This window comes from Sunxiuqinia sp. A32 (assembly GCF_052690465.1).
The window spans coordinates 109,848-133,625 of sequence record NZ_JBQYLI010000003.1; the positions used below are offsets into that span (position 1 = coordinate 109,848).

Sequence of the window (23,778 nt, forward strand, 5' to 3'; positions counted from 1 at the left end):
TTTTGTTGAATGAGCGTTATTTGCATCCATCACAAGGGTATGAATCCCTATTTCAATCTGGCAGCAGAAGAATATCTTTTAAAGAACTTCAATGAAGATATCTTTATGATTTGGCAAAGTGAGTCGTCCATTGTAGTTGGCAAACATCAAAATGCCTTAGCAGAAATAAACCACTCATTTGTGAAGAATAGTCAAATAAATGTTGCCCGTCGAATTTCAGGAGGTGGCACCGTTTTTCACGATTCCGGTAATCTCAACTTTACATTTATAAAAACAGTGGATCAAATTGATCAGGTGAACTTCAAATCGTTTACTCAGCCAATAGTTACAGTGCTCAAAGAACTTGGAATTGATGCTTACACTTCAGGACGAAATGACCTTTTGATAGATGGAAAAAAAATCTCCGGTAATGCGGAACATGTTTTCAAAAAACGAGTCTTGCACCACGGCACACTTTTGTTTGACAGCAAATTGGAGCATTTAAAAAAAGCTTTAAAAGTTGATTTATCCAGATTCACAGACAAGTCTGTTCAATCAAACAGAAGCGAGGTTACTAATATCTCAGAATATTTATCTGATGAGATGACTATTGATGAATTCGCAAGCTTCATCTTTCAAGGAATAAAATCTCAGTACAAAGACGCAAAAGAATATAATTTCTCAGAATCCGATCAAACAGAAATAAAAAAACTGGAGAAGGAAAAATATTCAACCTGGGAATGGATTTATGGCTATTCTCCAAAATATTCTTATTCCAACTTTATTGAAACAAAAACTGGCTCTATTGAATTTTCTTTTGAGGTTAGAAAAGGAATGATTACAACAACCTCTTGGGAAGGTATTATTTCAGAGAATCTTTGTGACGCACTAGATCAATTGCTTGTTGGCTGTAAGCATGATATTGACACAATCTCGACTCAGATTTTCAGGCTAAACCAGTCATTGAAAAATGAAGGAATATCAATGGAAAAGTTGCTTGAAAAAATAGTTTAATCCCAATGACAATCATCGGGATCAAACGCTAGTTTATCATTCTCTTAGTTGGTTACCCGAATTGTTTTAGTAGCCTTTCCTATTCTGCCTTGTTCGTCAATTGCCTCTACTTCAATCACAAAATCACCAATCACCTCACCTGTAGGAATTTCAATACTCATTTCTTCAGCAGACTTTATTGTTGTTGTCGGACTCCAATAAAGCGATGTAAGTTTTTGATTTTCTGCCCCTGCCCGTATCATCATAAAATCATTTGGCACACGTAACCCATTTTCATATTTATGTGGATTTGGCTCAGAACTTTCAACATTCAAATTTTCTCCCCGCTTCGTTTTAATTTCAATTACGCCCACAGAGTTTAACCCGGTGAATCGCTGAATATCGACAGGATTAGTTGATATCTCAATACTTTCAACATCTACTGGAGATATGGTATTCAAAGCTGCTATTGAAGTTCCCATTTGCTGCCCATCAATGACAATTAACGCTGCCCCTTGTGCGTTAATTGAATTTCTTGAGCCGGCAAAAAGAATTCCACCTGCTCCAACATCACAGGGTTTAATCATTTTTATTACATCAACAATTGAAGTTGCTGTTTGCAGGTAGGCCTTATACCTGGGTTCATTGTTTTTTCCAGCAACAGCCTTATTATACTTGGTAAACAAATCAGCATTATTTTCAAAAAATGCCTTATCAAATTTAGGTTGCTCCCTGAATGAAACTTGCACTGCAAACTGCTCAACCAACAACGATAACTTCTCATCAAAACTCTTTTCCAGTTCAATATCCAAATCTTCTCGTCCATTCTCATCTATTGCCTTAATCACATAATCGTTTGCATCTTTGGGTTCAAGACCTGAAAAGAAGAATACCCCCTTATCGTTAGTCGATTGGGTCAGCATTTGCATATTTGTACTATTGACCAAGCTCACTTTTGCATTAGAAACCGGATTATTATTGGTATCAAAAACATATCCTTTTATACCGTTTTTGTATTTCCCTAAATCTTCAGGAGTAAAATTCAATATATCATCCCAACAAAAGTTTTTAAAACTATTCGCGATCAATAAATAATTGAACGAACTTTCAAAAATTGATTCTTTATCCATTAATTCAGCAATTGGCATATTATGCTCCAATTCTGAGTTTATTATGAAACAGGAAGTAAAGTCGTCAAATTCAGGAAGTAAATCATCTTTAATGCTAATCGCAGTGTTTACTTTCCCATTTAGTTTCTCTCCATTTTGATCCTTTAATTCAACTTTTAGCATGAATGGGTTTCCTGCTGTAACTTCTTCATCAGAAACTTTAATTCCGACATTTATTGCTGTGTCTACATCAGCAAATACCAAGCGTCTCCCTAAAAGATCACCTTTTTCATCAAAAGCAGAAAGCATTGCCAATCCCTGCTGAAAGTTTTCCTTGGGAATTTTTGCCACTATTCCTTCTTTGATGAGCATATCAGACATCCACATTACCTCACTACCCTTGCTCAACATCACATAGACATGATGCTCATCTTGATCATTAAAATTCAGGCCTAGTTGAACAAAGTCGCTTCCAATTTTTTGCAAAGACATTAATAATCCACTTTCACTAAATGATGGCAAATCAAACAACTGACCATGTCCCAATTCACTAGTGATTTTGAATTTATATTTTTCAGAACTTTTTGTCTTGATAGGAATGATTCCATAACCCGGAATCAATGTATGTACCTGTGTAATAGCTATTCCAGCCTCATCCACAATTTCACCCTTAATCTCAATAAGATTACCAGATTCATCCGTAACCTTATATCCAATCATAGAAGAACCGGCCACAAAATTTCCACTTTCCGCAAAAAAATTAAGAAGAAGCTTTTGAGTATTTACGTGAAATGATTTTCGATAATTTAAATGACCTGCCTTATCAAACAACTTTAGGGCAATTGGCTGATCAAACGATTTATCGGGAACATTTACCTCAAGCAATAAACTTCCATCACTTTCGGTTTTCACTTTCCCTTCATCTATGACTTCCTTGCCTTCACGAAACTCAAAATTAACCCGATTGGATTTATATGGACTTCCGGATATCTCACTGAGCTGATATTTCAATACATTTATTCTTCCTGCCACCAAATTTTTGGGTATAGAAATGGTATCGACCTGAACCGCCTCGCTATCCATGTGATCGATATATATCATTTTTAGATTCGCATCATTTTCGTCTCTCACAATATTGGTAAATGCAGCCAGAAAGTACTTTCCTGACTCAATTTTAGCAGGTAAGGTAAAATCACCGGCTGCTCTCCCCTGATCAATCTTAAATTTATCAGATAAGATAAGTATCCCACTTTCATCGTATAGCCGAACCGTCAGCGTATTGGATAGATTATTTCTAACAGAACTTGTATAAAGTTTTACTACTGCACTAAACCAAACTGATTCGCCTGGCTTAAAAATATCCTTATTTGTTTTTAAATAGACTTTCTCCCCGGGATAATACTTATAATAAGTATTAAGCTGGGAAATCGTCTTTTCAAATTTTTCTTCCTGAGACATTGCAGCTAGAACTGCCACCAATAAAATAAAAGAAACAACTATTGTTTTCATGGTTTTAGGGGTTTTTGGTTATATAATCTTTAGAATTATGTAGTTGATTAGATTCAGATTCTTTACCCGATTTATTGGAGCTTATTGCATTTCGCAGGTTCTCATTTGGTTTTATCGTATTAAATTGTCCCCAAAATTCTTCATCATAATCAATTATCATCTCCGTAAAAATATCTGTTGAATTAATTGTTTCATCATGATTAAATCGTCTTAATTCAGTCACTTCATTCTGAGTAATTAATAAATCGGATACACTGTGAAAAATGGAATTGATTTTATCTTTTTTACTTCTGACTTTAAATTTAACAGAAGTTTGTGCTGTATTAAGTTGCCATTTACCGTCACTCATTTTGTAAGTAACCTGGTATTTCAAGTCAATAGGACGAACCTTAAAATCCTTCGGCTTTTTACGGATTAAGGATCTTCTGGCAGATTTCAATCCATCATTGCCTAACTCAAATTCCGCATGAACCAATGCATAAGACTCTCTATCAATAAACAGCTTTCCTTCGTAGCTAAGGAAATCCATTTTACCATGTGGCTTAAAACTAATAACATAAGTAGGCCTTCCAAGGTATTCAATCAATTCGTCGGTTCGATAATCGTACATATTACGGTACGCTTCGTCTAAAAAGGTGTCCATCGTTTTAATTACATCGAGCTTGGTAATGTAATAGGGCCCTCCTTGCATTTTAAATTCTACGTACTTAAAAGGGGAAACATCCGGACTCTTTCTGCCTTTTAAAAATTTGATCCTATCTTCACGAAACGAATTAAGATACGATGCCTTTAAAATCTTCATAACAGCTTCGGAAACATTCATATACTCACCATCCTGCAGTAGAACTTCGCGATAAAAAGCGGTCATTAAATACGGATCTCCAGGATAGTTATTTTTCCTGTTATCCAACAATTTATCAATTAAATCCAATGCCTTTACAGCTGTTACTTTTATCTCACTCAACCGAATATCAATAGGCTTCAAATCAATTTCAAGAATATTGGTTGTTAAAGTATCAATCTTTAAATACTCCTGTGCATATCCCATGCACGAAATGCACAACGTGTCATTTTTTAGAGAGCTGGGAATTTTAATTTCAAAATCACCATCAATATTTGTAATCGTCCCAAACGATCGACCCAAAATTGAAACACTTGCATATGGAATACTTTGTTTTTCAAGCTCATCACGCACATGACCTGATAGCTTCACGAACTGCTCAACTTTAACAGTATCAACAGAACTTACAGAGACAGTACCTGCTCGCAAACGGGTAATGATAACCTGATTTTGGAGTACCTGAAAATCATATTTCCCTCGAAAAAGATCAATCAAAATCGCATTCACAGTCCAATTTTCATAATGAACACTAACTAGTTCTTTCACATTTATAGCGACTGGATCATACGAGAAATAAAGGCGGGTTTCTGAAGATATTTTGTCCAGAATTTTAACTAATGGTTGATCATTTGTTGTAATACTTAATTCTTTATCCAATATAGATGTTGGCTCGTTTTGTGCTGTACAATAAATTGGAAAACACAGAACCAACATCCTAATAAGATAGAGAAATTTTGGCATCAGAAAACTTTTTTAAGTTGGAAACTGGTTTTTATTTCCTCACCATTCCTTAACACCTTCATATTAATTTTTCGATCTTCCTTACTTTGAAATATCAAATTAATATCATTCAAAGACAGCGACTTATGATGAGCATTATTCACAGAAAGAATTTGATCATTTTCCATTAACCCAGCCATATATCCCGGAGAATTTTTCCGAACCTTGTCGATCGTAAATATTGGTAATCCCGGCATCGGATTGCTTACATCCAAACCACTCATATTATAGTTAAAATCCTCTTTAACTTTACTAGTCGGGCGAAGCTTCATTTGCTTATTCGGATAGTCAATGGTTACAAAGAAACGTCGCAAAACTTCTGCACCCAATGTTCCGTTACGGTCGTTTGTAGTAATTAGTTGTTCGATCATCTCATCCTCAGGAAAAGCTACAATCGGCTCGTATAAAACCAATGGACCAACCCATATTCCGCCTATCCGCCCCTTTTTACCAAAAAGATCACCATTCAATCCCCGACCCAGAAATGTTTCTATATGATTTTCCGGCAATCCAATTCTTTCATCAGATAAAGTAGATAACCAAATTGCATCACTAGCCCCCGTGTCAACCAACAATTTTACAGGCACCTCCTCATTCTTATCTGTCATGATTGTAGTTCGAACGTAAGGTTTGTTATGCTCAAAATGGAGAGGCATTACAATGTCCTTGTTCCTCACCTTATTATTGTAATATTCTGGTTTTGTGAGAGTAATCTTATTACCAAAATAGTCAATCTCTACAACAAAGTCCTTAAACAAATCAAATCCAATTAACCCATGAACAGGCAATCCAAGAATTTGTGAAATCTGGAAATTATCATTGATAACCATTTGGATTTCCTGATTATAAGCAATCAACCCATCAATTTTAATGGTATTGTTTCCTGAACGATAGGCAGTGAGTGATTCTCCATCACCCAACCCATTAATACTTACAGGTTGCATAAAATTCAAATTCAATTTATTTACAAACGGCAACTCTGTAATAATTGGATACCGCACCCCGGTGTCTAAAATAAAGTTAAGCGTATCGGAATCATTCACTATCACAGGAATAATAATCAAGTTACTAGCTGATTTAAAATCAATAGTGACTGACTTATTCCGTTTGTCCTCCAATTCAAATCGATTTAAACTTGGATGAAACTTGACTTCATCTTCATAATTGACACTTTCAGACAATGGGACGTAATCGCGCACAACCAGAATATTATCCTCAATCTCAAAAATTAGAAAATAGTCTTTCATGAGTTTATCAAGAATAAATCGCATTGGTTTATTGGAGATATTCAGACTAATCTCTTTTCCTTCAACTAACTTCGAATTATATGAATAATCGAGATTATAATACCCACAAATTCTCTCAATCACATCTGCAAGTGACTCATTTTCTGCATAAATACTAATATTCTGATCTAATATAGGATTGCTCTGCTTTTCTTGGGAGTGCCCATTCAAAAAAGCAAAACACAACAATACTAACGTTATATAAAATATAACTCTGCCTTGTATTTTCTTATTTGCCTTCATGTCTTCAACCTTTAAAAATTAAGATTCTTTCCTTAACGTATAGCCCTCTTTGCTTTTAAGCACTTCTATTTCAAGAGTACGAGATATCACTTCAAGAATAAATTCTACAGACTGGTTCTCAAAATGTCCAGAGTATTTGACCTCTTCTAAATTCAAACCGGATACTTCTATTTGAATTCTATACAATTTACTCAATTGAGTAATAACTTCATTCAGGTTTGTTTCCCTGAATATCAGGTGATGAGTCCTCCAAGCCATGTAGTTCGGATCCTCGTTTGTCATTTTTAACAACTCCTTACTTGCATTTACAAAGATCCCCTTATCGCCCGGATCAAGGATCAACTTATTTTTAGTCAAATGCTCATCCAGTTCATTATATACCTGCACCTTTCCTGTTGAAACAACAACTTCAACCAATTCACTCTCAGGGTAGGCATTCACATTAAAACTGGTACCAAGAACTTCAATACTAGCGTCACCAGCATGAATAATAAATGGCTTTTTCGGATTTGGAGTAACTTCAAAGAAAGCCTCTCCTTCTATATACACCTCTCGCACATCCTGGGAAAATTCATCCGGATAGTTAATCTTTGTTTCTCGATTCAAAGTAACCGTCGTTCCATCAGGCAACTCAACCCTTGAGATACCAAAATCATCAACTGAAACTTCAGATAATTTGGCACTGATCAATGCCTGTGAGTCCGAAAAGTACCATACTGAACCTACCATAGCAACTAGCAACAACACCGCAGCAATTCTCAATAAATATGCTTTGTTCATCATCAATGCAAACACCTTGCCAGATTTATTATTCAATCTGGATTGTATATTATTATATGCTTTTGCTGAGTTAAACTTATTCAGTTTATAATGAAGCTCTATTTGCTCAACGGTTTTTTCAATTTCCGCCAGATCAGCATCTTTCGCGGAGGCTTTTAACTCCTCGTCAAAAACCTTTTCTTCTTCTGCACTCATATTCCCAAAATACTTTTTGGCGAGTACATTCCATTCTTCCTGACTGATATTTATATTTGTTTTCATCTGTTTATATGACATCGGATTCTAAAAATACCCTTAACGAACTAACCTATTTTATAGAAGATAAAAAGATCAATCATGTAATCCTGATAATCTTTCAGCATTTCGCGGAGTTGTTTCAAGGCCAAGCCCATCTGCACCTCCACCGTTTTAACAGAAATTCCTAATTTATCAGCAATCTCTCTATATTTTAACCCATCTTCCCGGCTCATTTTAAAAATTGCTTTTCTTTTCTCAGGAAGTGAATCAATACTATTTTCAATTTTTTCTGCCAAACCAAACTCCATATAAAAAGAAGGACTATCAGATTCTTGCTTTAGTTCATCTTTTACTTTCTGGGCATATTTCTGCCTGATTTTCAAGTGCTGGATATAATTTATGCACTGATTTTTAATCGATCGTAAAAGATATTGCTTAAATGAAGTTTCTATATTTAGCTCTTCCCTCTTTGTCCATATTTTCACAAACATGTCCTGAACAAATTCCTCTGCTTTTTCTTCATCTTCTAAAAACTGAAGTGCATACAAACAAAGCGAAGCATAATATTTATGAAATAGAATTTCAAGAGCATGTTCATCTCCACCTTTTAATTCAAAATAAAGTTCTTTATCAGTGCGTTTCTTCATAAGCTTAATGCATTCAACATCGAATGCATGCTAAGTTATTAAAAATATAAGATGCTTCCACCAAAGAAAACCCCTAAGACTAACATAAAATATTTTGAGAACACTTTAAAGCTGCTATTTTTGTGTTTCTCAAAAACAGTGATTATAAAAATTAAGGCAAGCAAATATGTTTTTAGCGGGATTTGGTTTTCTTATGATAATTGCAATTGTCACTTTTAACGTGTTTGCCACCCAAGTTGATGCTTATCAAAAACAATAAAAGTCGGCGAATACTGTTTAATAGCAATAGAAACAAAACATTAAATCATGAAAAAATTATTCATTACTACTTTACTTTTTATCACAATTATCTCTTATTCAAATGCTCAGGAATACAATACGGGTATTGGTATTCGTGGTGGATTTGCACAAGGACTGACAGTGAAACATTTTATTGGAGAATCAACCGCACTGGAAGGAATTTTATCTACCCGTTGGGGAGGTTTTAATATCACTGGATTATATGAAATCCACAATCCTGCATTTAACGTTGCGGGAATGTATTGGTATTACGGCTTTGGTGGACATATCGGTTTTTGGGATGGCCACCAGGTACATGACTGGTTTGATGATGACAATACATACACCGTAATAGGTATTGATGGTGTTCTGGGATTAGAATATAACATACCTGGTGCACCTATTAATTTGAGCTTAGATTGGAAACCGGCGATGAACATTATTGGTCATACTGGGTTCTGGGGTGATGGTGGAGCACTCTCAATTCGGTATATTTTCTAAAGAAATTAGAGCTTAACAGTCCTGATTATTAGACTAATATATTTAATCGGATTTAAAATTTTATTGAATTGTTTTGCCAAATAGAAATTTCCATTAATTTTGCATCGCAATTCACGCCCGGGTGGCGGAATTGGTAGACGCGCTGGATTCAAAATCCAGTTCTGGCAACAGAGTGCGGGTTCGATTCCCGCCCCGGGTACAAGAAACCCTCTCAAACGCTTATTTTGAGAGGGTTTCTTGTTTTTATTGATAGCAAATTGATAGCAAAATCTGCAACCTCCTGCATAAAAAATAACCCGCCTATAAGACGGGTTACATGAAAAAGAGAGTTTAATCAAAATTTCACCAATTTAAATATAAAACAACCTACAAAACTTATTTTTTTTTATTTCTGAACCTCCTTTCTTTCTTTATATGAACTCCGCAAATATGGGAGACCTATATAAAAAGACATGATAACTATAATGATTGAAATTTTTGCCGGTTTGCCTACTTTGAGTATGGATAAAACTATCCAGGTAGTTAGCAAACAAGTGTTAAAGATTTCAATTGATTGTAACTTTTTCATTCAAAACATCTTTGTATATATAATAGCCGATGCCGGCCAACATTGCGACTATGATCAGAATAATGATCCAATTGGAACCTTTAGAGCTACTTCCAACTGCATGCTCAAATGGATTAAATGCTTGTGAAATTGCCATAGCTATATTTGTATTGAGTGAATAATTGCAGTGAAAGTATCCTTCAGGTCATTGATTGTAACTTCAATCCTTTTTCCAGTCATCGTACTTCTGAATTTCAATGTTTGTCCTTTATTCTTGGTGAAAGCTTTGGTTAGAAACTCATTTTCGTAGTGTTTCAACCGTTCTGTTAGAACAGTATTTTCACTCTCAAACTTCTCTCTTTCTTCGGTTGTTGTTTGTAGCTGTTTAGAAAGCTCATTCTTTTCTTTTTCAATTTCAGCAGCTCTTTTCGAACCGGCTTCGTCCGGATTTAGATAATTTTCTAAAAGAATATTAAGAAATTCACTCTTAGAATTTGAGCCTGATTGCTGGTATGAATCATCAAAAAGTTCCATCAATTCATGCTTCGCCCGAATTTGAATATTTTTCCAACCTTCTATATTTACCATAACTATTTAAATAAAAAATATGCGATTAATACTACTAAACCTACTATGAAAGGAAACTCTAATTTGCTCTTTATTAATGGTTGATAAACAATAACTTCAGCCTTTGGATGTTCATCCATTTCCAGCCTTCGGTTTTGTTGCACATTATCTGCGACTATTTCAATACCTACTATGAAAGGTTCCTGTCCTCCAGCACCTAAGAAACTTTGAAACTCATTTTGTTTTTTGAGCATTTCTTCATTCATTGTTAAGCTCTGTTGCTTCCCTGAGCAAAACCAATTTTCAAAATGGGACTGTTCCATATCTATATTATTTTGTAAATTATAACGATAATAATAACTGCGCCAACGGCCATTCCAACATTTGTCCAGGGGAAAGAGTTCCTATCAGGATCAAATCTCTCATCTTGAATTTTATCAACCAAAGAAATCCCCTGCTCTTCACCCAATGCTTTTACAATAAAATCGTAATCTTTTTGAGCGTCTTCTTTTGCCTTCACAATTCTATTCCAGGCATCAAATTTTCCTGTTCTACTGGCCCATCCTTCCTTTTCAGCTTGCCAACGAATTATATTCGGATACCATTCGTCATAAACCGCTTTTGCTTCGTTTAGTCTAGCTTCAGCATCTATTAAATCATCGCCAGTAAAATTTGAGTATTTGTTTACAGTTTTCACTTTGCCGTTCTGTTTAATGTTAAAAGCAAAAAATCTATTGAATACATTGAGAATACATTACGTATACATTCCCTATTCACTATTTATACATGTTTACAAAAACATGTATTCATTCAATCGTTTAATGTATTCAAAGAACTTTTTTTTGAATAATATACTACCTTGAACATATGGGCTTGCAGTTTACTTCCGTTTGTGGCCAGATAAAGTAGACAAATGTAGTTTTCTCAAAAAATGCATGTCTTCTCATCAAGGTATTTAAACTGTAATGGAGTTATAAATTTTTGCTTTCTATTGTATCCCAATTCTTTCATTTCTTTGAAGTATTTTTCATTTAACCAATAGCTAAGGGTCCTTTGGGAAATATCCATTATTTTTGCTAAATCGTGTTTCATAATTATCTGGTACTTGTCTTCTGGTTCTCCTAATGTTCTAAGAACAAAATTTGCTTGCTTTGGTGTAAGAAATTTATTGTCCTTTTTATAATCCCTTTTTTGGAGATCTTCCAGCAAAGCACCATTTAATATCTTACGGAAAGTCCTGGGTGAATACCCAAGACTTTTGGCTAATTCATGTTTCTTGACAACCTTCGAATACATGCCAAATTGAAAAAGAAAAGTTAATCTGCAGTACCAGAACGTTTTTAGTTACTGGATCTGCAATGAGAGTTTTATATTCTTGAAGTCGTTTCTTAAACCGGCTAGGCTTGACATTGACCTTTCTATAGCTTCAATATCTTTTTCGGGGATATTTTCTTTATTTCCTAGAAGAAATAATAATACTTCGGCAATCGAATCTATATGTTCATCCAGAACTGAAAAATCTGGATCACTGATCATTTCTATAAAATCTGCAATTTGAGTGCTTACACTAATTTGAACAATCTTGTTTGATTTACGAGTTACTCTTTGCATAATCGATAGTTTTACTAGTTAATTATTAGGATCTAGTTCTGGCATTCTTAGTTTAGCAAATGCATCTTTTGTGTGTGCCAGTTGAATTAGTATGTGCGTGATCTTATCTTTAAATTCATCGAAATCCTCTAGGAAAAGATGCGAAAGAAAGAAATGAGTAGCCTTTTCGAGTTCGTCAATATAGCAGTTGACACCTCCACAGCTTTCTTCGTTGATATCGTGCAAGAAGTCAATTAATTCTTTTGACATGTTTTTCTTAACCAGGTTTTCTTTAGATAATTCTTTTGTTTTCATAGTCATTTGAGTTTAAAAATTGATTAAAATCTTTGTATTGAGGATATATGATAGTTGAGTAATTTGTGACTTTAGGATTGAGCTCTTTTACCCTTTCAACAGCTGTAATGCCTGAATCATCATTGTCAAGGTATAAGTTGATTTTTCGGGCTGATTTTAGAAGTGACTCAATGTAATTCAAGTTAACAACAGAGTTTAGGATTATCGTTTTATGGGCCGGCTTCTTAGTTTTGAAATAGACCATAGCAGAAAGAAAGTCCATGAAGCCCTCAAAAACATTTAGCGTATTGTTGTTGCCTGGGATCGTAGTTACATAGTTTGGGGTTGCTTTTACTTTGTATCCCTGGGGTTGTTTAGCCGTTTTGTTACCATTTCTAAGCTCATGACCTCCTTTGTCATTTTTGAAAGCTAATGCAAAAAATGCCTTTTCTTGATCTGGATAGGTCTTATAGTAAGCTTCCATTAAGTATCGTGAAGCGATATCTGCAGGGATTCCACGGTTTTCCACATACTCAATTAATGCACGGTTTTGAAGCGGCTGAATGTGATTGATTTTAATACCAGGAGATTTTTGCTTTTCAGAAAAAGAAAAAGAGTGTTTTGATAGTTCTGGTTTTTGCAGGATCATTAAAGCGCCAGTGACACTAGTTGAATTCATTGCCATTACCAGATCAAGTATATTACCACCCTCGCCGGTTGCAACATCAATCCATATATTTTTTGAGATATTGACTTTGAAGCTTGGATTACTATCATTCCGGAATGGAAGAGGCGAGTTATACCACGCATAATCACCATAGACCCGGGCTGGGTTTCTTCCGGTGCTGCTTAAAAAATCAACTATTTTTATTTGTTTAGCCTGTTCGCAATTCATATTTTTTCTTTTTTCTGATTAGCAAAAATTAAGGACACAATTTGGACAATTCTTCTTTAGGGTTCCAATTCTGGACGGACAACAGATATTATCTGTCCGTCCGTTTCTTATACCAGGACAAACCCGTCCAATTTTTATTAATTATTTTTTAATTATTACATTATCAAGACTTTGCGATATTTCAGATTTATAAAGTAAAATATAAGACTGAAATCATAGTCCAGACTGTCCAAGTTGTCCTCAGAGTCCACTGTGTCCATTGTGTCCTGTAGTTTTAGTTTTGTCCACAGTGTCCATTGTGTCCAATTCTTTACTTATATAATCTTTCCAATGAGGACTCTCTTTAAGCCATTCTGCTACTGTTGATTTGGATTTTCCAACCATTTGAGCAATTTTTCTAATACTTAGTGTGGGATCAGAATTCTTAAGAGAAAGTGCCATTAGTTTTGGATCATCCTGTGAGATATTAAGATTCTCTTTTTCTGTACCAGTTCCAATTTCAATAAACTGTAAAAACGAATCGTCCTTGTCAATTCCAAATTCAAGAACGTTCCCAGAGTGATAGATCAACTCTGAACTACGAGAAGGCTTAACTTGCTTAATATATCTGTTAGATGGACCTTTAGAACTTTTACCAATTGCAAAAACGGAATCCGCGAAGTTGGAAAGTTGCTTAGATCCTGAAAGGTCTGATATTGTAATTGGAATTTCATCGGATCGTTTTGGTGTGTGTGCTAACACTAGGATGCTAAGTCCATATTCTTTTTTTAACTCTACCAGCTTTCTCATTATATCAAGAGATGCTTGCTGATCTTGGGTCGTCTGAGTATTAAGGAAGGTGATATTATCAACAATTAATATTTTTACACCAACTTCGATAATATCTCTTTTAAACTTTTCAAAAATTAGTTCCAAAAAATTTTTCTTTGGATCTTGATCATACAGTTCAACGAAATCGACGTTATCAATGTAAAAGTTGTTCGAAAATTGATAGACCTGACCGGTCTTTTCATCGGAGTATCTTTTTTGAAATTGCTTGTCTGAAAGCTCGAAGTCGTAATATAGAACGTTTTGCGGTTCACATTCGTTCTTTAGCGAAAGAGTTACGTTTGTACCTTTGCTGAGTCCATTTCCAATTTGAATGCCGAAAATCGATTTTCCTATGCCTGTATCAGCGAATAAGATGATAATCTCTCCTGTAAACCAAATTGGCCCAAGAAGCTGAAACATATCTGGCTGTTTTTGTGCATCTTGTATTCTTTGGTTTGCTGTTCTGATAGGAGTATTCTTTTGTTTTTCTAATTGATTCATTAAGCATTGTTTTTCAGATCTTCGATAATTTCAGATTTCAAAAAGAAAATTTTACGACCGGTCCCGTGCTTTCTGAATATGCCATTTTCAACTCGTTTATTGAAGGTTGGAACTGACATACCAGCAAGCTTAGCTGCCTTTGCGATACTTAACTTATCATTCTCAAAATCTGAATTCCTTTGATCATCACCAATTAATACTTTCCTAATGGACGACTCGATTTTCCTTTCCAGAGTTTTTTCATCTGTGATGTAAATAAATTGTTTTTCCATAATCAAGGTTTGTGAAAATTAAACTATATATTATTAATTGGTGCTAATATACAACTTTGATTGATTTTAACTGAACTTTAGTGTATTTATTTTTAACATTTTTATCTTATGTTGAAAAATGCCAATCAATAGTTTATTTTTTTGTATTTTTGTAAACTATTAGTTTATATTTTTCTTTTATGGTAGATATAAGTTTAAAAATTTCAAGGCTCAGAAATGAGAAAGGACTAAAACAATCAGAGATGGCTCGTCAAATTGGCATCTCTCAAACGGCATATGCTAAGATTGAGAATGGTATAACTAAAAGCATATCAATAGATATTGGGAAAAATATTGCTAGAGCATTAGGCGAAAGTTTTAATAACTTATTTGAAATAGAGGACTCTAGTTTTAGATCACATACGCAAGCTATATCAGAGCTGGAAAAAGAAAACGACAAGTTAAAACAAGATTTGGATAATTATCGTACTCTTATCAAGATGATGAAAGAAAGGAATATGATTAGACCCCCAAAAGAAAAGAAGGAAGGTGAAAATGAATTTGAACCGGCTGGTGATGACTATCTTGATAATTGGCTCGAAAGTCTTCCTGCTGAAGAAGAAAAAATAAAAAAAGAAATTGAAACCATCCCTATACTTAGGGAGCAATTAGAAAACGGCAAAATAGACAACGTACGGTATCGTGAAGTGTATGAAAAATATTTTAAAAAATAACTCGGCTATGTCCAAGCAGTATCCTTAACCGGACTTGCTAATTAGCCGGCTTTTTTATGTAATTCATCAGAACTAAAGAATCAGACGATAGAGCACAGCACCACAATGAATGTCAACACGAGTGCTATTATTACAATCCCCTTCCATGATGGATTAATACACTTGATCTTGAAACCTTTGAATTGAATTTTGATCACTTCATTTTTTTGTCTTTGCTTCTTTGTAGCCATAGTTTGCGCATTTAGAATTTGCGCTTTCCACAAATCGCGATTCCCGCTCAAAATGTACAACCAGAATCCAGTTTTTGAAAGGACAGATTTAAACACACCTCTAAAATGCTTTATCCATAAGCATTTCAAGAGCTTACCATGTTTCTCATGAAAAATCATACTAGCAAGAGACACAAAAAAGCACATAAGTTTCCCCGCTGAAAAAAAGAATTTAAAACAGCTTTTCATCATTTCGTTTCTCTTAAAATATAAGAGTCAAAACTTTTTTCCTTGAGTACATGTAATAATCACACAGGCTTCCTTCTTATTCACAATTAAATGATGGGGGGATGAAATTCAAACACAAACCTAAACCACACTACAAACCTAACAGACAACTACATGCACTATAAACAAGACTGTTTTCTCCCAACTAAAAGTTTAATTTAGGTTTAATTTAGGTTTAATTTTTAAGTAGCATCCGGACAAAAACAGGAGTTTAAGTTTAATTACCAGGTACTATTTTTCTTTTTTCTGGCCGGCAGAAGAATTTTGTCAGGTATTCATCAATAGATCTGGTACAGATTTATTGATGAAGGCTTCAACTTGGGGAATTATTAGCTGTTATTATGGTCGCGAGACTCAATCTTGTTAACTAAACTCTCAATTATTGGCTCAATAGTTCTTTTCACTTTTTTAGAGACAAACGGACCATTATAAACACAATACAACAGATCACAGTATTCATCATCTGAAAGTTTGCACATTACTTCTATTTCATTGTGTGGATACTTTGCTTGTAATATTTGAATATCAAAATCTATAACGTTATGAAATAAGAATACAAACGTATCCTTTCTAAAGGAAAAGCCACAATCACTGATCACCTTACCCTTTGGAAAGTGATAGCAATGTTTTGTCTCTGTTTTAATGCAACCAGGTTTAATATCAGATTGGTTAATATAAGCCTGTGAAGTGGTAAATGAAGCCACTATTTTAGTAGATTCATTAATTTCAGCTATTACTATAAGAAACTTATCTTTTGTTATTCCAGAATTAAGTTCGAAATTTCTTATTAGCAATAGATTCCCAGCTGAAAACATACTCTACCCCATTAAAGACGCTTCGAATTCGAGCGAATCTCTTACTACACTATAATTTTCAAGCTTGTCAGGTTGATCCTTGATTAATTCAGATAAATCAACTAAGAATGGACTTATTCCTACTTCATCCTCATTAAATATTTTTGTCAAATTATGCTCTCTAACAACTTTATCCCAAGGACCGCCTTCTTTATGAGTAATTGAAATTAATTCTTCAGATGAGGCACGTCTATATTTTCTAGCAAGCTTTTTAACCAAATCAATTTCATAATCAGAAAATTCTGAATCATCAAATTCTGATGCAGGAACAATTTTTGTACCCCAGCTTGTCTGAACTAGTTCAACATATGGGTTTAATGTCCCTTCAAATTTTAGATTGTATATTGGTTCTGAAACAGGACCCAGCTTCCAAGCTTTATAGTCCAACCATGTAACAGGAATTCCTATTTTCTTAATAGATTCTTCATCTATCAAGTACAGTAGTTTTAGCAGTTTTGTGATGTATAAAGGCTTAATTTCTTCTGAAAGAAGAATTAAAAGATTGCCAATCTTATCTCGTTTATAATTGTAACCCAGACACATACACCATTCTTTTTATTGCTACCAACCGATACAAATTTCTAAAAAAAATATATAAAATCAAACTTATTAACAATGTTTTGTTTACTAAGTTCAGCTATTTAAAATTAATTTAAAAGTTTCTCCAAGCGTCTAACATTTTTTCTTTCTTTATTTCATCAGCAATTTTCAAGTATTTGTCAAATGTTGAATCTTTCTTGTGACCTGTAATTGATTTAATAACCTTTGTATCAATACCAAGAATAAAACCAATAGTAATGAAGGTTTTTCTGGCAGTATGGACTGTAATAAGTTTATATTTAGGGAGAACACTTTCAATAACCTGGTTTCGTTTGTATTTGTATTGAATCGTAGGAGTGTCTATTCTTGCAAGCTCACAACACTCTTTAATGTACTCATTTAGCTTTGGGTTCGATACCCGGGGTAATGGATAAATCGATCCATTGCTATATGTATTTAGGATCTCTTTAGCCTGGGGTAATATAGGAATTCGATCATCTTCCTTCGTCTTAGTAATATTTTTCACAATATATCCACTCTGAAAGTGCTCATGGCGCAATGTTGCAATATCGGAAAATCTTAACCCCGTATAACATCCAAAACAATACAAGTCCCTTGCTTTTTCTAATCGTTCGTTTTCAAAATCAAAATTGCTTAATATTTTAAGCTCATCCGGTGTTAAGCAAACAACGGCCTTATCTTTTTCTGAAAATGAGAACTTCTGGTATTCAAGATTAGTATGATATCCTTTATTTGCAGCCCATTTCATGAAAGATTTGAATTTTGCCACATAAGCGGCAAATGCATTATCCTCTAAATCCATTTCATCAAAAGCAAAATCAAAAAGACCATCAAAGAATTCCAGGTTAATGTCAGAGAATTGAAGCTTTATACATTTGAAATTCTCATATTTAAAAATGAAATTTTTAGCGGTATTTCTATTTCTTGTTGTGTTGTAAGCAATCTTTCCCCTATTCGATTCTATAAATTCTTCATATGCTTCATTGAAACTTTTCATTTTATCACCAACATGAAAAAAAACGCTCTTAACTTCGTTCCTTTGAGGTGGTTCATTGTAATTATTAAAGCGGTCAAATCGTTCCATATTCTTTGAGATTCTCTCGATTAATTCATTGATTTCCTCATGCCGGTTATCTGGTTCGTTCTCTCGATTTTTATTTACACGTTGTTTTGATGAGTTCCAAAACCTTGGCTTTACTTTTTCAATTTGAAAGGGATATTTTTTAGAATTAATAGAAACTTGTCCATAAATCGGAGCTAACCCTTTTTTACCAATTCTTTTTTTTGCGATGTAAAACGAAATATTTTTTTTCATTTTTGATAGTCATTTGATAGTCATTTTGGAGAAAACGAATACAAATATGATAAATTTAAAGAAAATAATTAGCCTTTTATATGCTGTTTTTCAGATACTAATGAAATATTATAAAAATTCAATAATATATCAAAGATTCCCGCCCCGGGTACTAAAAGCCTTTCGATAGTTCGGAAGGCTTTTTTGTATCACCCCAATCACGATCAAAACTCCTGTAAAATGAAAAAAGCCGACAAGGACTGCCGGCTTGAATTGCTTGTGCGCTTAAGAGTGGAATGAAAGAGAAAAATTAAACTGGTTTTAATTATGTATGAAAACTTCATTTGCTTGAAGTACTTCAAAGTTAAACCAATTCATGCTCTCAATTCAAATATTTCAGGGTCTAATACATGAACATACCTGTATTTTTGGTGAACCCCTATTTTTTTTTCATGAACGAATGTTTTTTAACATTATATTGTTAAAAAGAAACTACATCTAGAATTTTACATTAAATCCAACTCCAAACAATTCTTTAAATTGAACCCTAGGGCCCATTTCATCAATCACACCATCGTCATTATTATCAACTCCAATATCGATATCATCATCGTAGATGAGATTTGTAATTAAATTCGCTGATAAATAATCATTTATCTTCATATTTATTAAAACATCCCAATGAATATCGATATTCTCGGGATGATCTATATAATTGGAAAACAAATCAATTTTTGTCTCAAATGAAACATTTTTAACAAGCTCCTGCTTTAGCTGAGCCTTTAAAAATGCACCAAGCTCCGAACGACTTTTCTTACCCGGATCAACACCAAATGCTCCTGCATCCGCTAAATCCTGATCTGTAACAACAGTCATTTTTCCCGTTAAAGGTGAAAGAAATAGTGAGAACTTGTCATTGGGTTTATAATCTGCACCGAGAGCCAAAGTAAAATAGGCAGGAGCCATCAATTTAGAAATAGCATTCTCCCGATCGGGATAATTATAACCGCTTGCAAATTGAGATCGGAAGTTAAACAGGGCTGTGTAGTATATTTTCCCTTTTGATTTTAATCCAAGTTTTGAACTAAGATCAATCTTATCATCCGTTTTTACCACCTCATCTCCATTTTCTTTTAACAAACCATATCCGATATCGAGGGCGTTTTCCCAGCTGATTTTTCCTTTTTCATAATTTGCGAAACTATTAAACAATAGCGTCCCTGATGCGGAGCTTTTTCCACCAGCTACCCAGTTCGTTAATGATACTTGCGAGAAGTTTATGGAACTTGATCCTCCAAATTTCCAAACCTTTGTGCTATCTGCCTCATCTTGAGCAGCAGATATCATAGGGATAATTAAAAGTAGAATAATCAATTTTTTCATTCGTTCTATTTTTGAAGATGGACATCTAATTGTGGGAACGGTATATTTAAATTGGCTTTTGGGAATTCCTTGTAAACCCTTTCGTTCATGTCAAAATAAACTCCCCAATAATTGGAAGCTTGAACCCAAACCCGAACAGTAATATTTACAGAGCTATCAGCCAATTGCCCAAGAGCAATAAAAGGAACAGGATCTTTTAAAATACGTTCATCCGCTTCAATCAATTTCAACAGTAAAGCTTTTGCTTCGTCATAATTATCTCCATAAGCAATACCAAAAGAAAAGTCAACTCTTCTTCGTTCTTCAGCAGAATAGTTAATCATTGAACCTGTGGACAATCCACCATTTGGTATAATAATCGTCTTGTTGTCAGGAGTTTTTAATATTGTATTGAAAATTTGAATCTCAGAAACAGATCCGGCATATCCCTGTGCTTCAATATAATCTCCTACTTTAAATGGTTTAAAAATGAGAATCATTACGCCACCTGCAAAGTTTTGGAGTGTTCCGGACAAAGCCATACCAACCGCCAAACCGGCAGCACCTAAAATTGCAACGAAAGATGTCATCTGCACCCCCATCATACCTATCACAGAGATGAACAGCATGATTTTTAGCAAAATTCCAACTAAACTATTCAAAAAACCTCTTAGAGAAGTATCCCATTCTCTTTTCTCCATTAATCGGGAAAAACTTCGAACTATAATTTTAATTATCCAGAGGCCAATTACAAGAGTAATCAAAGCCGCTAAAATCTTTAATCCATAAGTAACGACCATCTCTGTTATCCATGTTGTGAAATTTTCAAATGTTTCCATAATTATTTGTTAAGTTATTTTCAAAGTTAAACAGATCGAGATAAATTCAGTTTGTGAAATTCTTTTTTTTAATAACAAAAGCATCCTCACGGATGCTTTTGTTCAATCACAACAAGGCCTTTTTTAAAGTCTATGCCATATTTTCTACTAATTGTAGTGAATCTTTTACCTGATTGAGTTGAGATATTTCTTCGTCTTTAACTGAAATATTAAACGAACTTTCCAGAAAAAAGAGAAATAAAGCCCAATCTACGCTATCAAACCGAAGATCTTCCTTGAAAGATGCATTCATTTGAATGTCGTTTCTGGGTACACCAGTTTTCCTAAAAACACGGTAAAGTGTTCTTCTAATTGTTTTGTTTTTCATGCTTTAATTGTTTTCATGTTTACCATTGATTAAAATTAATCGCGGTAAATTCGTCCGCTAAAATAAAAATTTCGAACAAATAATTAAACGATTCTAATCGCAAATTGTTTTATTAACCCTCTGTATTAACAGGAATTAAACTTCGAGATGTATGTTGGATTAGAAATAAGAAAAGATCAGGCGAATCTGGAATGCTCCCATTCGTCTTTAAGCATACTATATATCTCCAAATCAAGATAACCTTGCCGGTGTTTTTCACCCGCACGCTCAATGCCCTCAAAGTGAAATCCCAGTCGCTTAGGAATAGCGGCACTCTTTTGGTTACCAATGGCGCATTTTACTTGAATTCGATTCATATTCATTTGAGAAAACGCAAAATTACATAGCTCTTTTACCGATAGTGTCACAATTCCTTTTCCACACATGCTCTTGATCAACCAATACCCAATCTCTGTTTTCCAATTAACTCTATCAGTATCTTTGTAGCCTATTAAACCGGCAAAATAATTCTTAACCCAAATTACAAATACTTCATCTCGATCGGCATTTGACTTATTGGTAACAGTTTGTATGAAAGATTCTGTATCTTCCTGTGTACTGGTATCCTGAACAAAAGGTAGCCACGGAGACAAAAATTCACGGTTTTGATCAATTGCCTGAAAAACCTGAAAGGCGTGATTCATATTTAGTCTTTCCAGACGAATATTATTATTTACCTGTAGCATTATAACTTTTAAAAGTGGCTTAAATATTCAGAATAATTAAATGAAAATACCTGCTGCACAAAATAATTTGTTGCTTCTGTGGATATTACCAGCTGATTGCCATCAATAAATGAAATTCCTTCAAGCTGAGTATTCACCAACGCTGGCATATCAAAATAAAGATATTTATCGCTAAATGGTATGCTTGGTGAAAATTGAAACAAATACACGAATGGACGCTTATTCGATTGATACCCCAGTAATGCCAAATAATTTCCACGAATATCGGCACCAGTGACCAACCCATTCACCTGAAAACTATCAACTGGATAGAGTTCATACTCTCCAGGATCATTACTTAATTCGTAAACTTTCGTTTGACCATGAACCCAATCCTTCGAAAAAAGATATAAATTGTTTCCGTAAGCAATCATCGCCCCACAATCATATTCCGTATTGTTTTGATTTAATGAATAATCCTCCTGATCTGCATAAAAAAACTTAATCACATCTGAATCTACAGATGTTTCATTCTCAGCTAAATTTAAATCTTCTTTGGAAACCCGATAAACCTTCAGTTCAGTTCGATTCCCATTCTTGTTGCCAAAATCACCAAAGTAGATATAATCCTCATCCTGAGCAATTGACTCCCAATCGGTATTGCGGGCATCGTCAATCGTTACAGCCACCTCAATTTCACCATTACTCCCAATGCCATATAATTGATTTTCCCCACCGCTATCGTTTATAATCCACATTCTATTTTGAAACCACATTAACCCCGAACAATCAAACAATTCAGCATCTAGCTCTTCCACATACTTATCAGGAGTAATTGTTATCTCCTTTCTACCAGATATTTCCTCATCACCGTCTGGTGACACATTGCAAGCAATGATAAATATTAGGGATAATATCATAACATACTTGGTCATACGAACTCAAAAATAAACTTATATTAATCAAAATGAGTGAGATAATCAGCAATGTCAATTGTAAATGCTTGCTGCAAATAGGAATCAGTTAATTCAGTGGTAAAGACCAACTGATGATCATTCAAAAAAACAATGCCTTCTGTTTGAGCTCCGGCAATCGCGATTAAGTTAATATAAACAGATTTTTTACTGAAGAAATCATCTCCTCCAGATTCAAATAGATAAATAAAAGGAATAACAAAATTATATCCTGCAAGCTGATATCCCAGCAATGCAAAATAATTACCATCAGAACTGATATCAGCTCCTGAAATTAATCCACCTACGTTATAACTGTTTTCCTCAGTCAGAGAGTAAATTCCAGGTTCTTTTGGCAACTTATAAACTGTTGTTTTAAATGAGCTCCAATCTTTTGAAAACAAATAGAGATAATTACCACTGGAGAACATTGCTGCACAATCAAATTCATGTGTATATTCGCGAACTGTAAAATCATCCTGCGCTGCATACGAAAATTCAATTTTTTCCGGTGAAGCCATTAGGTCAGATCCTTGCGCAGACAGCTCGCTTTTCATAATTTTATACACTGCCAGATCAGTCCTACTGCCTTTATTATTTCCAAAATCACCAACATAAATGTAATTCTCATCTTGAGTTAAGGCTTCCCAATCATTATTAAGAACTCCACTAAGTTCAACTGTCAAAACAATTTCACCTTGGTCATTGACTGCATAAATTTCATTCTTACCGCCCCCATCGTTTAAAGTCCATAGTTTATCATCGAACTGAATAAGCGCAGATGTCTCTTTCAGGTTCTCATTCAATTGTTGTATATAAACTTGTGGTGTAAGCTTTACTTCTTTTCGGTCAGAGTCCGTTTCATCATAACCGGGAGAGAGATTACAGGAAATGAAAAATAATACGAAAAATATATTGGCCAGGTACTTCATAATATCCAATTTGATGCAAATTAAGACTTTTGTTTCACTTAT

Annotated in this window: 27 protein-coding genes and 1 tRNA gene; 4 read left to right on the plus strand and 24 right to left on the minus strand. The window is 34.3% G+C overall.

Features of this window, described 5'->3' with window-relative positions; translation table 11 throughout:
- Positions 1 to 9: 9 nt before the first annotated feature.
- Positions 10 to 993 (plus strand): lipoate--protein ligase family protein, encoded by a 984-nt coding sequence (locus tag ACUNWD_RS03785; RefSeq protein ID WP_445586440.1) that lies wholly within the window; start codon positions 10 to 12, stop codon positions 991 to 993.
- A 44-nt stretch (positions 994 to 1,037) separates the two neighbouring features.
- Here ACUNWD_RS03785 and ACUNWD_RS03790 read toward each other — a convergent pair whose 3' ends face one another.
- The 5 genes from ACUNWD_RS03790 to ACUNWD_RS03810 are packed head-to-tail and all read right to left on the minus strand — an operon-like array spanning position 1,038 to position 8,404.
- Positions 1,038 to 3,590: an MG2 domain-containing protein gene (locus ACUNWD_RS03790; RefSeq protein ID WP_445586441.1), complete on the minus strand. Its 2,553-nt coding sequence runs from the start codon at positions 3,588 to 3,590 to the stop codon at positions 1,038 to 1,040.
- A 4-nt stretch (positions 3,591 to 3,594) separates the two neighbouring features.
- Complete coding sequence (locus ACUNWD_RS03795; protein ID WP_445586442.1) at positions 3,595 to 5,172, minus strand: carboxypeptidase-like regulatory domain-containing protein; 1,578 nt, start codon at positions 5,170 to 5,172, stop codon at positions 3,595 to 3,597.
- Positions 5,172 to 6,740, minus strand: coding sequence for an aspartyl protease family protein (locus ACUNWD_RS03800; RefSeq protein ID WP_445586443.1), 1,569 nt, complete (start codon positions 6,738 to 6,740; stop codon positions 5,172 to 5,174). The genes ACUNWD_RS03795 and ACUNWD_RS03800 overlap by 1 nt, the downstream gene beginning before the upstream one ends.
- Before the next feature lie 18 nt (positions 6,741 to 6,758).
- Positions 6,759 to 7,781, minus strand: coding sequence for a FecR family protein (locus ACUNWD_RS03805; RefSeq protein WP_445586444.1), 1,023 nt, complete (start codon positions 7,779 to 7,781; stop codon positions 6,759 to 6,761).
- Positions 7,782 to 7,822: 41 nt separating this feature from the next.
- Complete coding sequence (locus tag ACUNWD_RS03810; RefSeq protein WP_445586445.1) at positions 7,823 to 8,404, minus strand: RNA polymerase sigma-70 factor; 582 nt, start codon at positions 8,402 to 8,404, stop codon at positions 7,823 to 7,825.
- Between the two features lie 306 nt (positions 8,405 to 8,710).
- On the opposite strand from ACUNWD_RS03810, the gene ACUNWD_RS03815 reads away from it, so the two are divergent.
- Entirely contained in the window at positions 8,711 to 9,184 is a 474-nt protein-coding gene (locus ACUNWD_RS03815) for a hypothetical protein (RefSeq protein WP_445586446.1), read from the plus strand.
- 115 nt (positions 9,185 to 9,299) lie between these two features.
- Positions 9,300 to 9,383, plus strand: a tRNA-Leu gene (locus ACUNWD_RS03820).
- 346 nt (positions 9,384 to 9,729) lie between these two features.
- Here the strand turns inward: ACUNWD_RS03820 and ACUNWD_RS03825 are convergent.
- The 10 genes from ACUNWD_RS03825 to ACUNWD_RS03870 all read right to left on the minus strand — a co-directional run bounded on the left by ACUNWD_RS03825 (position 9,730) and on the right by ACUNWD_RS03870 (position 14,660).
- Positions 9,730 to 9,888 carry a hypothetical protein gene (locus ACUNWD_RS03825; protein ID WP_445586447.1) on the minus strand — a complete coding sequence of 53 codons (159 nt, stop codon included), beginning with the start codon at positions 9,886 to 9,888 and terminating at the stop codon, positions 9,730 to 9,732.
- Between the two features lie 2 nt (positions 9,889 to 9,890).
- Entirely contained in the window at positions 9,891 to 10,319 is a 429-nt protein-coding gene (locus ACUNWD_RS03830; protein WP_445586448.1) for a hypothetical protein, read from the minus strand.
- 2 nt (positions 10,320 to 10,321) lie between these two features.
- A complete protein-coding gene (locus ACUNWD_RS03835; protein ID WP_445586449.1) occupies positions 10,322 to 10,621 on the minus strand; it encodes a hypothetical protein in 300 nt (99 codons plus the stop codon).
- Between the two features lie 2 nt (positions 10,622 to 10,623).
- Positions 10,624 to 10,995 carry a hypothetical protein gene (locus ACUNWD_RS03840; RefSeq protein WP_445586450.1) on the minus strand — a complete coding sequence of 124 codons (372 nt, stop codon included), beginning with the start codon at positions 10,993 to 10,995 and terminating at the stop codon, positions 10,624 to 10,626.
- A gap of 227 nt (positions 10,996 to 11,222) precedes the next feature.
- Positions 11,223 to 11,594: a hypothetical protein gene (locus tag ACUNWD_RS03845; protein WP_445586451.1), complete on the minus strand. Its 372-nt coding sequence runs from the start codon at positions 11,592 to 11,594 to the stop codon at positions 11,223 to 11,225.
- 48 nt (positions 11,595 to 11,642) lie between these two features.
- The gene (locus ACUNWD_RS03850; RefSeq protein WP_445586452.1) at positions 11,643 to 11,909 is read right to left on the minus strand and encodes a hypothetical protein; all 267 of its coding nucleotides are present in this window, start codon (positions 11,907 to 11,909) and stop codon (positions 11,643 to 11,645) included.
- An 18-nt stretch (positions 11,910 to 11,927) separates the two neighbouring features.
- A complete protein-coding gene (locus ACUNWD_RS03855) occupies positions 11,928 to 12,203 on the minus strand; it encodes a hypothetical protein (RefSeq protein ID WP_445586453.1) in 276 nt (91 codons plus the stop codon).
- Entirely contained in the window at positions 12,181 to 13,077 is an 897-nt protein-coding gene (locus ACUNWD_RS03860) for a toprim domain-containing protein (protein ID WP_445586454.1), read from the minus strand. Before ACUNWD_RS03860 ends, ACUNWD_RS03855 begins: the two co-directional genes overlap by 23 nt.
- Before the next feature lie 240 nt (positions 13,078 to 13,317).
- Complete coding sequence (locus ACUNWD_RS03865; RefSeq protein WP_445586455.1) at positions 13,318 to 14,388, minus strand: AAA family ATPase; 1,071 nt, start codon at positions 14,386 to 14,388, stop codon at positions 13,318 to 13,320.
- A complete protein-coding gene (locus ACUNWD_RS03870) occupies positions 14,388 to 14,660 on the minus strand; it encodes a helix-turn-helix domain-containing protein (protein WP_445586456.1) in 273 nt (90 codons plus the stop codon). The genes ACUNWD_RS03865 and ACUNWD_RS03870 overlap by 1 nt, the downstream gene beginning before the upstream one ends.
- A 179-nt stretch (positions 14,661 to 14,839) precedes the next feature.
- On the opposite strand from ACUNWD_RS03870, the gene ACUNWD_RS03875 reads away from it, so the two are divergent.
- On the plus strand, positions 14,840 to 15,373 hold the full coding sequence (locus tag ACUNWD_RS03875; protein WP_445586457.1) for a helix-turn-helix transcriptional regulator: 534 nt from the start codon (positions 14,840 to 14,842) through the stop codon (positions 15,371 to 15,373).
- A gap of 826 nt (positions 15,374 to 16,199) precedes the next feature.
- Here the strand turns inward: ACUNWD_RS03875 and ACUNWD_RS03880 are convergent.
- The 9 genes from ACUNWD_RS03880 to ACUNWD_RS03920 all read right to left on the minus strand — a co-directional run bounded on the left by ACUNWD_RS03880 (position 16,200) and on the right by ACUNWD_RS03920 (position 23,736).
- The gene (locus ACUNWD_RS03880; protein ID WP_445586458.1) at positions 16,200 to 16,685 is read right to left on the minus strand and encodes a hypothetical protein; all 486 of its coding nucleotides are present in this window, start codon (positions 16,683 to 16,685) and stop codon (positions 16,200 to 16,202) included.
- A 3-nt stretch (positions 16,686 to 16,688) separates the two neighbouring features.
- Positions 16,689 to 17,267 (minus strand): Panacea domain-containing protein, encoded by a 579-nt coding sequence (locus ACUNWD_RS03885; RefSeq protein ID WP_445586459.1) that lies wholly within the window; start codon positions 17,265 to 17,267, stop codon positions 16,689 to 16,691.
- 109 nt (positions 17,268 to 17,376) lie between these two features.
- Positions 17,377 to 18,600: a site-specific integrase gene (locus ACUNWD_RS03890; RefSeq protein WP_445586460.1), complete on the minus strand. Its 1,224-nt coding sequence runs from the start codon at positions 18,598 to 18,600 to the stop codon at positions 17,377 to 17,379.
- A 477-nt stretch (positions 18,601 to 19,077) separates the two neighbouring features.
- Positions 19,078 to 19,962 (minus strand): DUF3078 domain-containing protein, encoded by an 885-nt coding sequence (locus ACUNWD_RS03895; RefSeq protein WP_445586461.1) that lies wholly within the window; start codon positions 19,960 to 19,962, stop codon positions 19,078 to 19,080.
- A 5-nt stretch (positions 19,963 to 19,967) separates the two neighbouring features.
- The gene (locus ACUNWD_RS03900) at positions 19,968 to 20,780 is read right to left on the minus strand and encodes a mechanosensitive ion channel family protein (protein ID WP_445586462.1); all 813 of its coding nucleotides are present in this window, start codon (positions 20,778 to 20,780) and stop codon (positions 19,968 to 19,970) included.
- A 130-nt stretch (positions 20,781 to 20,910) separates the two neighbouring features.
- The gene (locus tag ACUNWD_RS03905) at positions 20,911 to 21,147 is read right to left on the minus strand and encodes an acyl carrier protein (RefSeq protein WP_445586463.1); all 237 of its coding nucleotides are present in this window, start codon (positions 21,145 to 21,147) and stop codon (positions 20,911 to 20,913) included.
- A gap of 176 nt (positions 21,148 to 21,323) precedes the next feature.
- The gene (locus ACUNWD_RS03910) at positions 21,324 to 21,872 is read right to left on the minus strand and encodes a GNAT family N-acetyltransferase (RefSeq protein ID WP_445586464.1); all 549 of its coding nucleotides are present in this window, start codon (positions 21,870 to 21,872) and stop codon (positions 21,324 to 21,326) included.
- An 8-nt stretch (positions 21,873 to 21,880) separates the two neighbouring features.
- Positions 21,881 to 22,771: a hypothetical protein gene (locus ACUNWD_RS03915; protein ID WP_445586465.1), complete on the minus strand. Its 891-nt coding sequence runs from the start codon at positions 22,769 to 22,771 to the stop codon at positions 21,881 to 21,883.
- A gap of 38 nt (positions 22,772 to 22,809) precedes the next feature.
- Positions 22,810 to 23,736 carry a hypothetical protein gene (locus ACUNWD_RS03920; RefSeq protein WP_445586466.1) on the minus strand — a complete coding sequence of 309 codons (927 nt, stop codon included), beginning with the start codon at positions 23,734 to 23,736 and terminating at the stop codon, positions 22,810 to 22,812.
- Positions 23,737 to 23,778 lie beyond the last annotated feature (42 nt).

What these genes read in the sequence shown, in the direction of transcription:
- ACUNWD_RS03885 (WP_445586459.1), bottom strand. Translation starts at nt 17,267, where the DNA reads ATGTGTCTGGGTTACAATTATAAACGAGATAAGATTGGCAATCTTTTA.
- ACUNWD_RS03850 (WP_445586452.1), bottom strand. Translation starts at nt 11,909, where the DNA reads ATGCAAAGAGTAACTCGTAAATCAAACAAGATTGTTCAAATTAGTGTA.
- ACUNWD_RS03890 (WP_445586460.1), bottom strand. Translation starts at nt 18,600, where the DNA reads ATGAAAAAAAATATTTCGTTTTACATCGCAAAAAAAAGAATTGGTAAA.
- ACUNWD_RS03785 (WP_445586440.1), top strand. Translation starts at nt 10, where the DNA reads ATGAGCGTTATTTGCATCCATCACAAGGGTATGAATCCCTATTTCAAT.
- ACUNWD_RS03845 (WP_445586451.1), bottom strand. Translation starts at nt 11,594, where the DNA reads ATGTATTCGAAGGTTGTCAAGAAACATGAATTAGCCAAAAGTCTTGGG.
- ACUNWD_RS03790 (WP_445586441.1), bottom strand. Translation starts at nt 3,590, where the DNA reads ATGAAAACAATAGTTGTTTCTTTTATTTTATTGGTGGCAGTTCTAGCT.
- ACUNWD_RS03880 (WP_445586458.1), bottom strand. Translation starts at nt 16,685, where the DNA reads ATGTTTTCAGCTGGGAATCTATTGCTAATAAGAAATTTCGAACTTAAT.
- ACUNWD_RS03870 (WP_445586456.1), bottom strand. Translation starts at nt 14,660, where the DNA reads ATGGAAAAACAATTTATTTACATCACAGATGAAAAAACTCTGGAAAGG.
- ACUNWD_RS03920 (WP_445586466.1), bottom strand. Translation starts at nt 23,736, where the DNA reads ATGAAGTACCTGGCCAATATATTTTTCGTATTATTTTTCATTTCCTGT.
- ACUNWD_RS03915 (WP_445586465.1), bottom strand. Translation starts at nt 22,771, where the DNA reads ATGATATTATCCCTAATATTTATCATTGCTTGCAATGTGTCACCAGAC.
- ACUNWD_RS03905 (WP_445586463.1), bottom strand. Translation starts at nt 21,147, where the DNA reads ATGAAAAACAAAACAATTAGAAGAACACTTTACCGTGTTTTTAGGAAA.
- ACUNWD_RS03805 (WP_445586444.1), bottom strand. Translation starts at nt 7,781, where the DNA reads ATGAAAACAAATATAAATATCAGTCAGGAAGAATGGAATGTACTCGCC.
- ACUNWD_RS03895 (WP_445586461.1), bottom strand. Translation starts at nt 19,962, where the DNA reads ATGAAAAAATTGATTATTCTACTTTTAATTATCCCTATGATATCTGCT.
- ACUNWD_RS03875 (WP_445586457.1), top strand. Translation starts at nt 14,840, where the DNA reads ATGGTAGATATAAGTTTAAAAATTTCAAGGCTCAGAAATGAGAAAGGA.
- ACUNWD_RS03835 (WP_445586449.1), bottom strand. Translation starts at nt 10,621, where the DNA reads ATGGAACAGTCCCATTTTGAAAATTGGTTTTGCTCAGGGAAGCAACAG.
- ACUNWD_RS03825 (WP_445586447.1), bottom strand. Translation starts at nt 9,888, where the DNA reads ATGGCAATTTCACAAGCATTTAATCCATTTGAGCATGCAGTTGGAAGT.
- ACUNWD_RS03910 (WP_445586464.1), bottom strand. Translation starts at nt 21,872, where the DNA reads ATGCTACAGGTAAATAATAATATTCGTCTGGAAAGACTAAATATGAAT.
- ACUNWD_RS03795 (WP_445586442.1), bottom strand. Translation starts at nt 5,172, where the DNA reads ATGCCAAAATTTCTCTATCTTATTAGGATGTTGGTTCTGTGTTTTCCA.
- ACUNWD_RS03900 (WP_445586462.1), bottom strand. Translation starts at nt 20,780, where the DNA reads ATGGAAACATTTGAAAATTTCACAACATGGATAACAGAGATGGTCGTT.
- ACUNWD_RS03815 (WP_445586446.1), top strand. Translation starts at nt 8,711, where the DNA reads ATGAAAAAATTATTCATTACTACTTTACTTTTTATCACAATTATCTCT.
- ACUNWD_RS03830 (WP_445586448.1), bottom strand. Translation starts at nt 10,319, where the DNA reads ATGGTAAATATAGAAGGTTGGAAAAATATTCAAATTCGGGCGAAGCAT.
- ACUNWD_RS03860 (WP_445586454.1), bottom strand. Translation starts at nt 13,077, where the DNA reads ATGAATTGCGAACAGGCTAAACAAATAAAAATAGTTGATTTTTTAAGC.
- ACUNWD_RS03810 (WP_445586445.1), bottom strand. Translation starts at nt 8,404, where the DNA reads ATGAAGAAACGCACTGATAAAGAACTTTATTTTGAATTAAAAGGTGGA.
- ACUNWD_RS03800 (WP_445586443.1), bottom strand. Translation starts at nt 6,740, where the DNA reads ATGAAGGCAAATAAGAAAATACAAGGCAGAGTTATATTTTATATAACG.
- ACUNWD_RS03855 (WP_445586453.1), bottom strand. Translation starts at nt 12,203, where the DNA reads ATGAAAACAAAAGAATTATCTAAAGAAAACCTGGTTAAGAAAAACATG.
- ACUNWD_RS03865 (WP_445586455.1), bottom strand. Translation starts at nt 14,388, where the DNA reads ATGAATCAATTAGAAAAACAAAAGAATACTCCTATCAGAACAGCAAAC.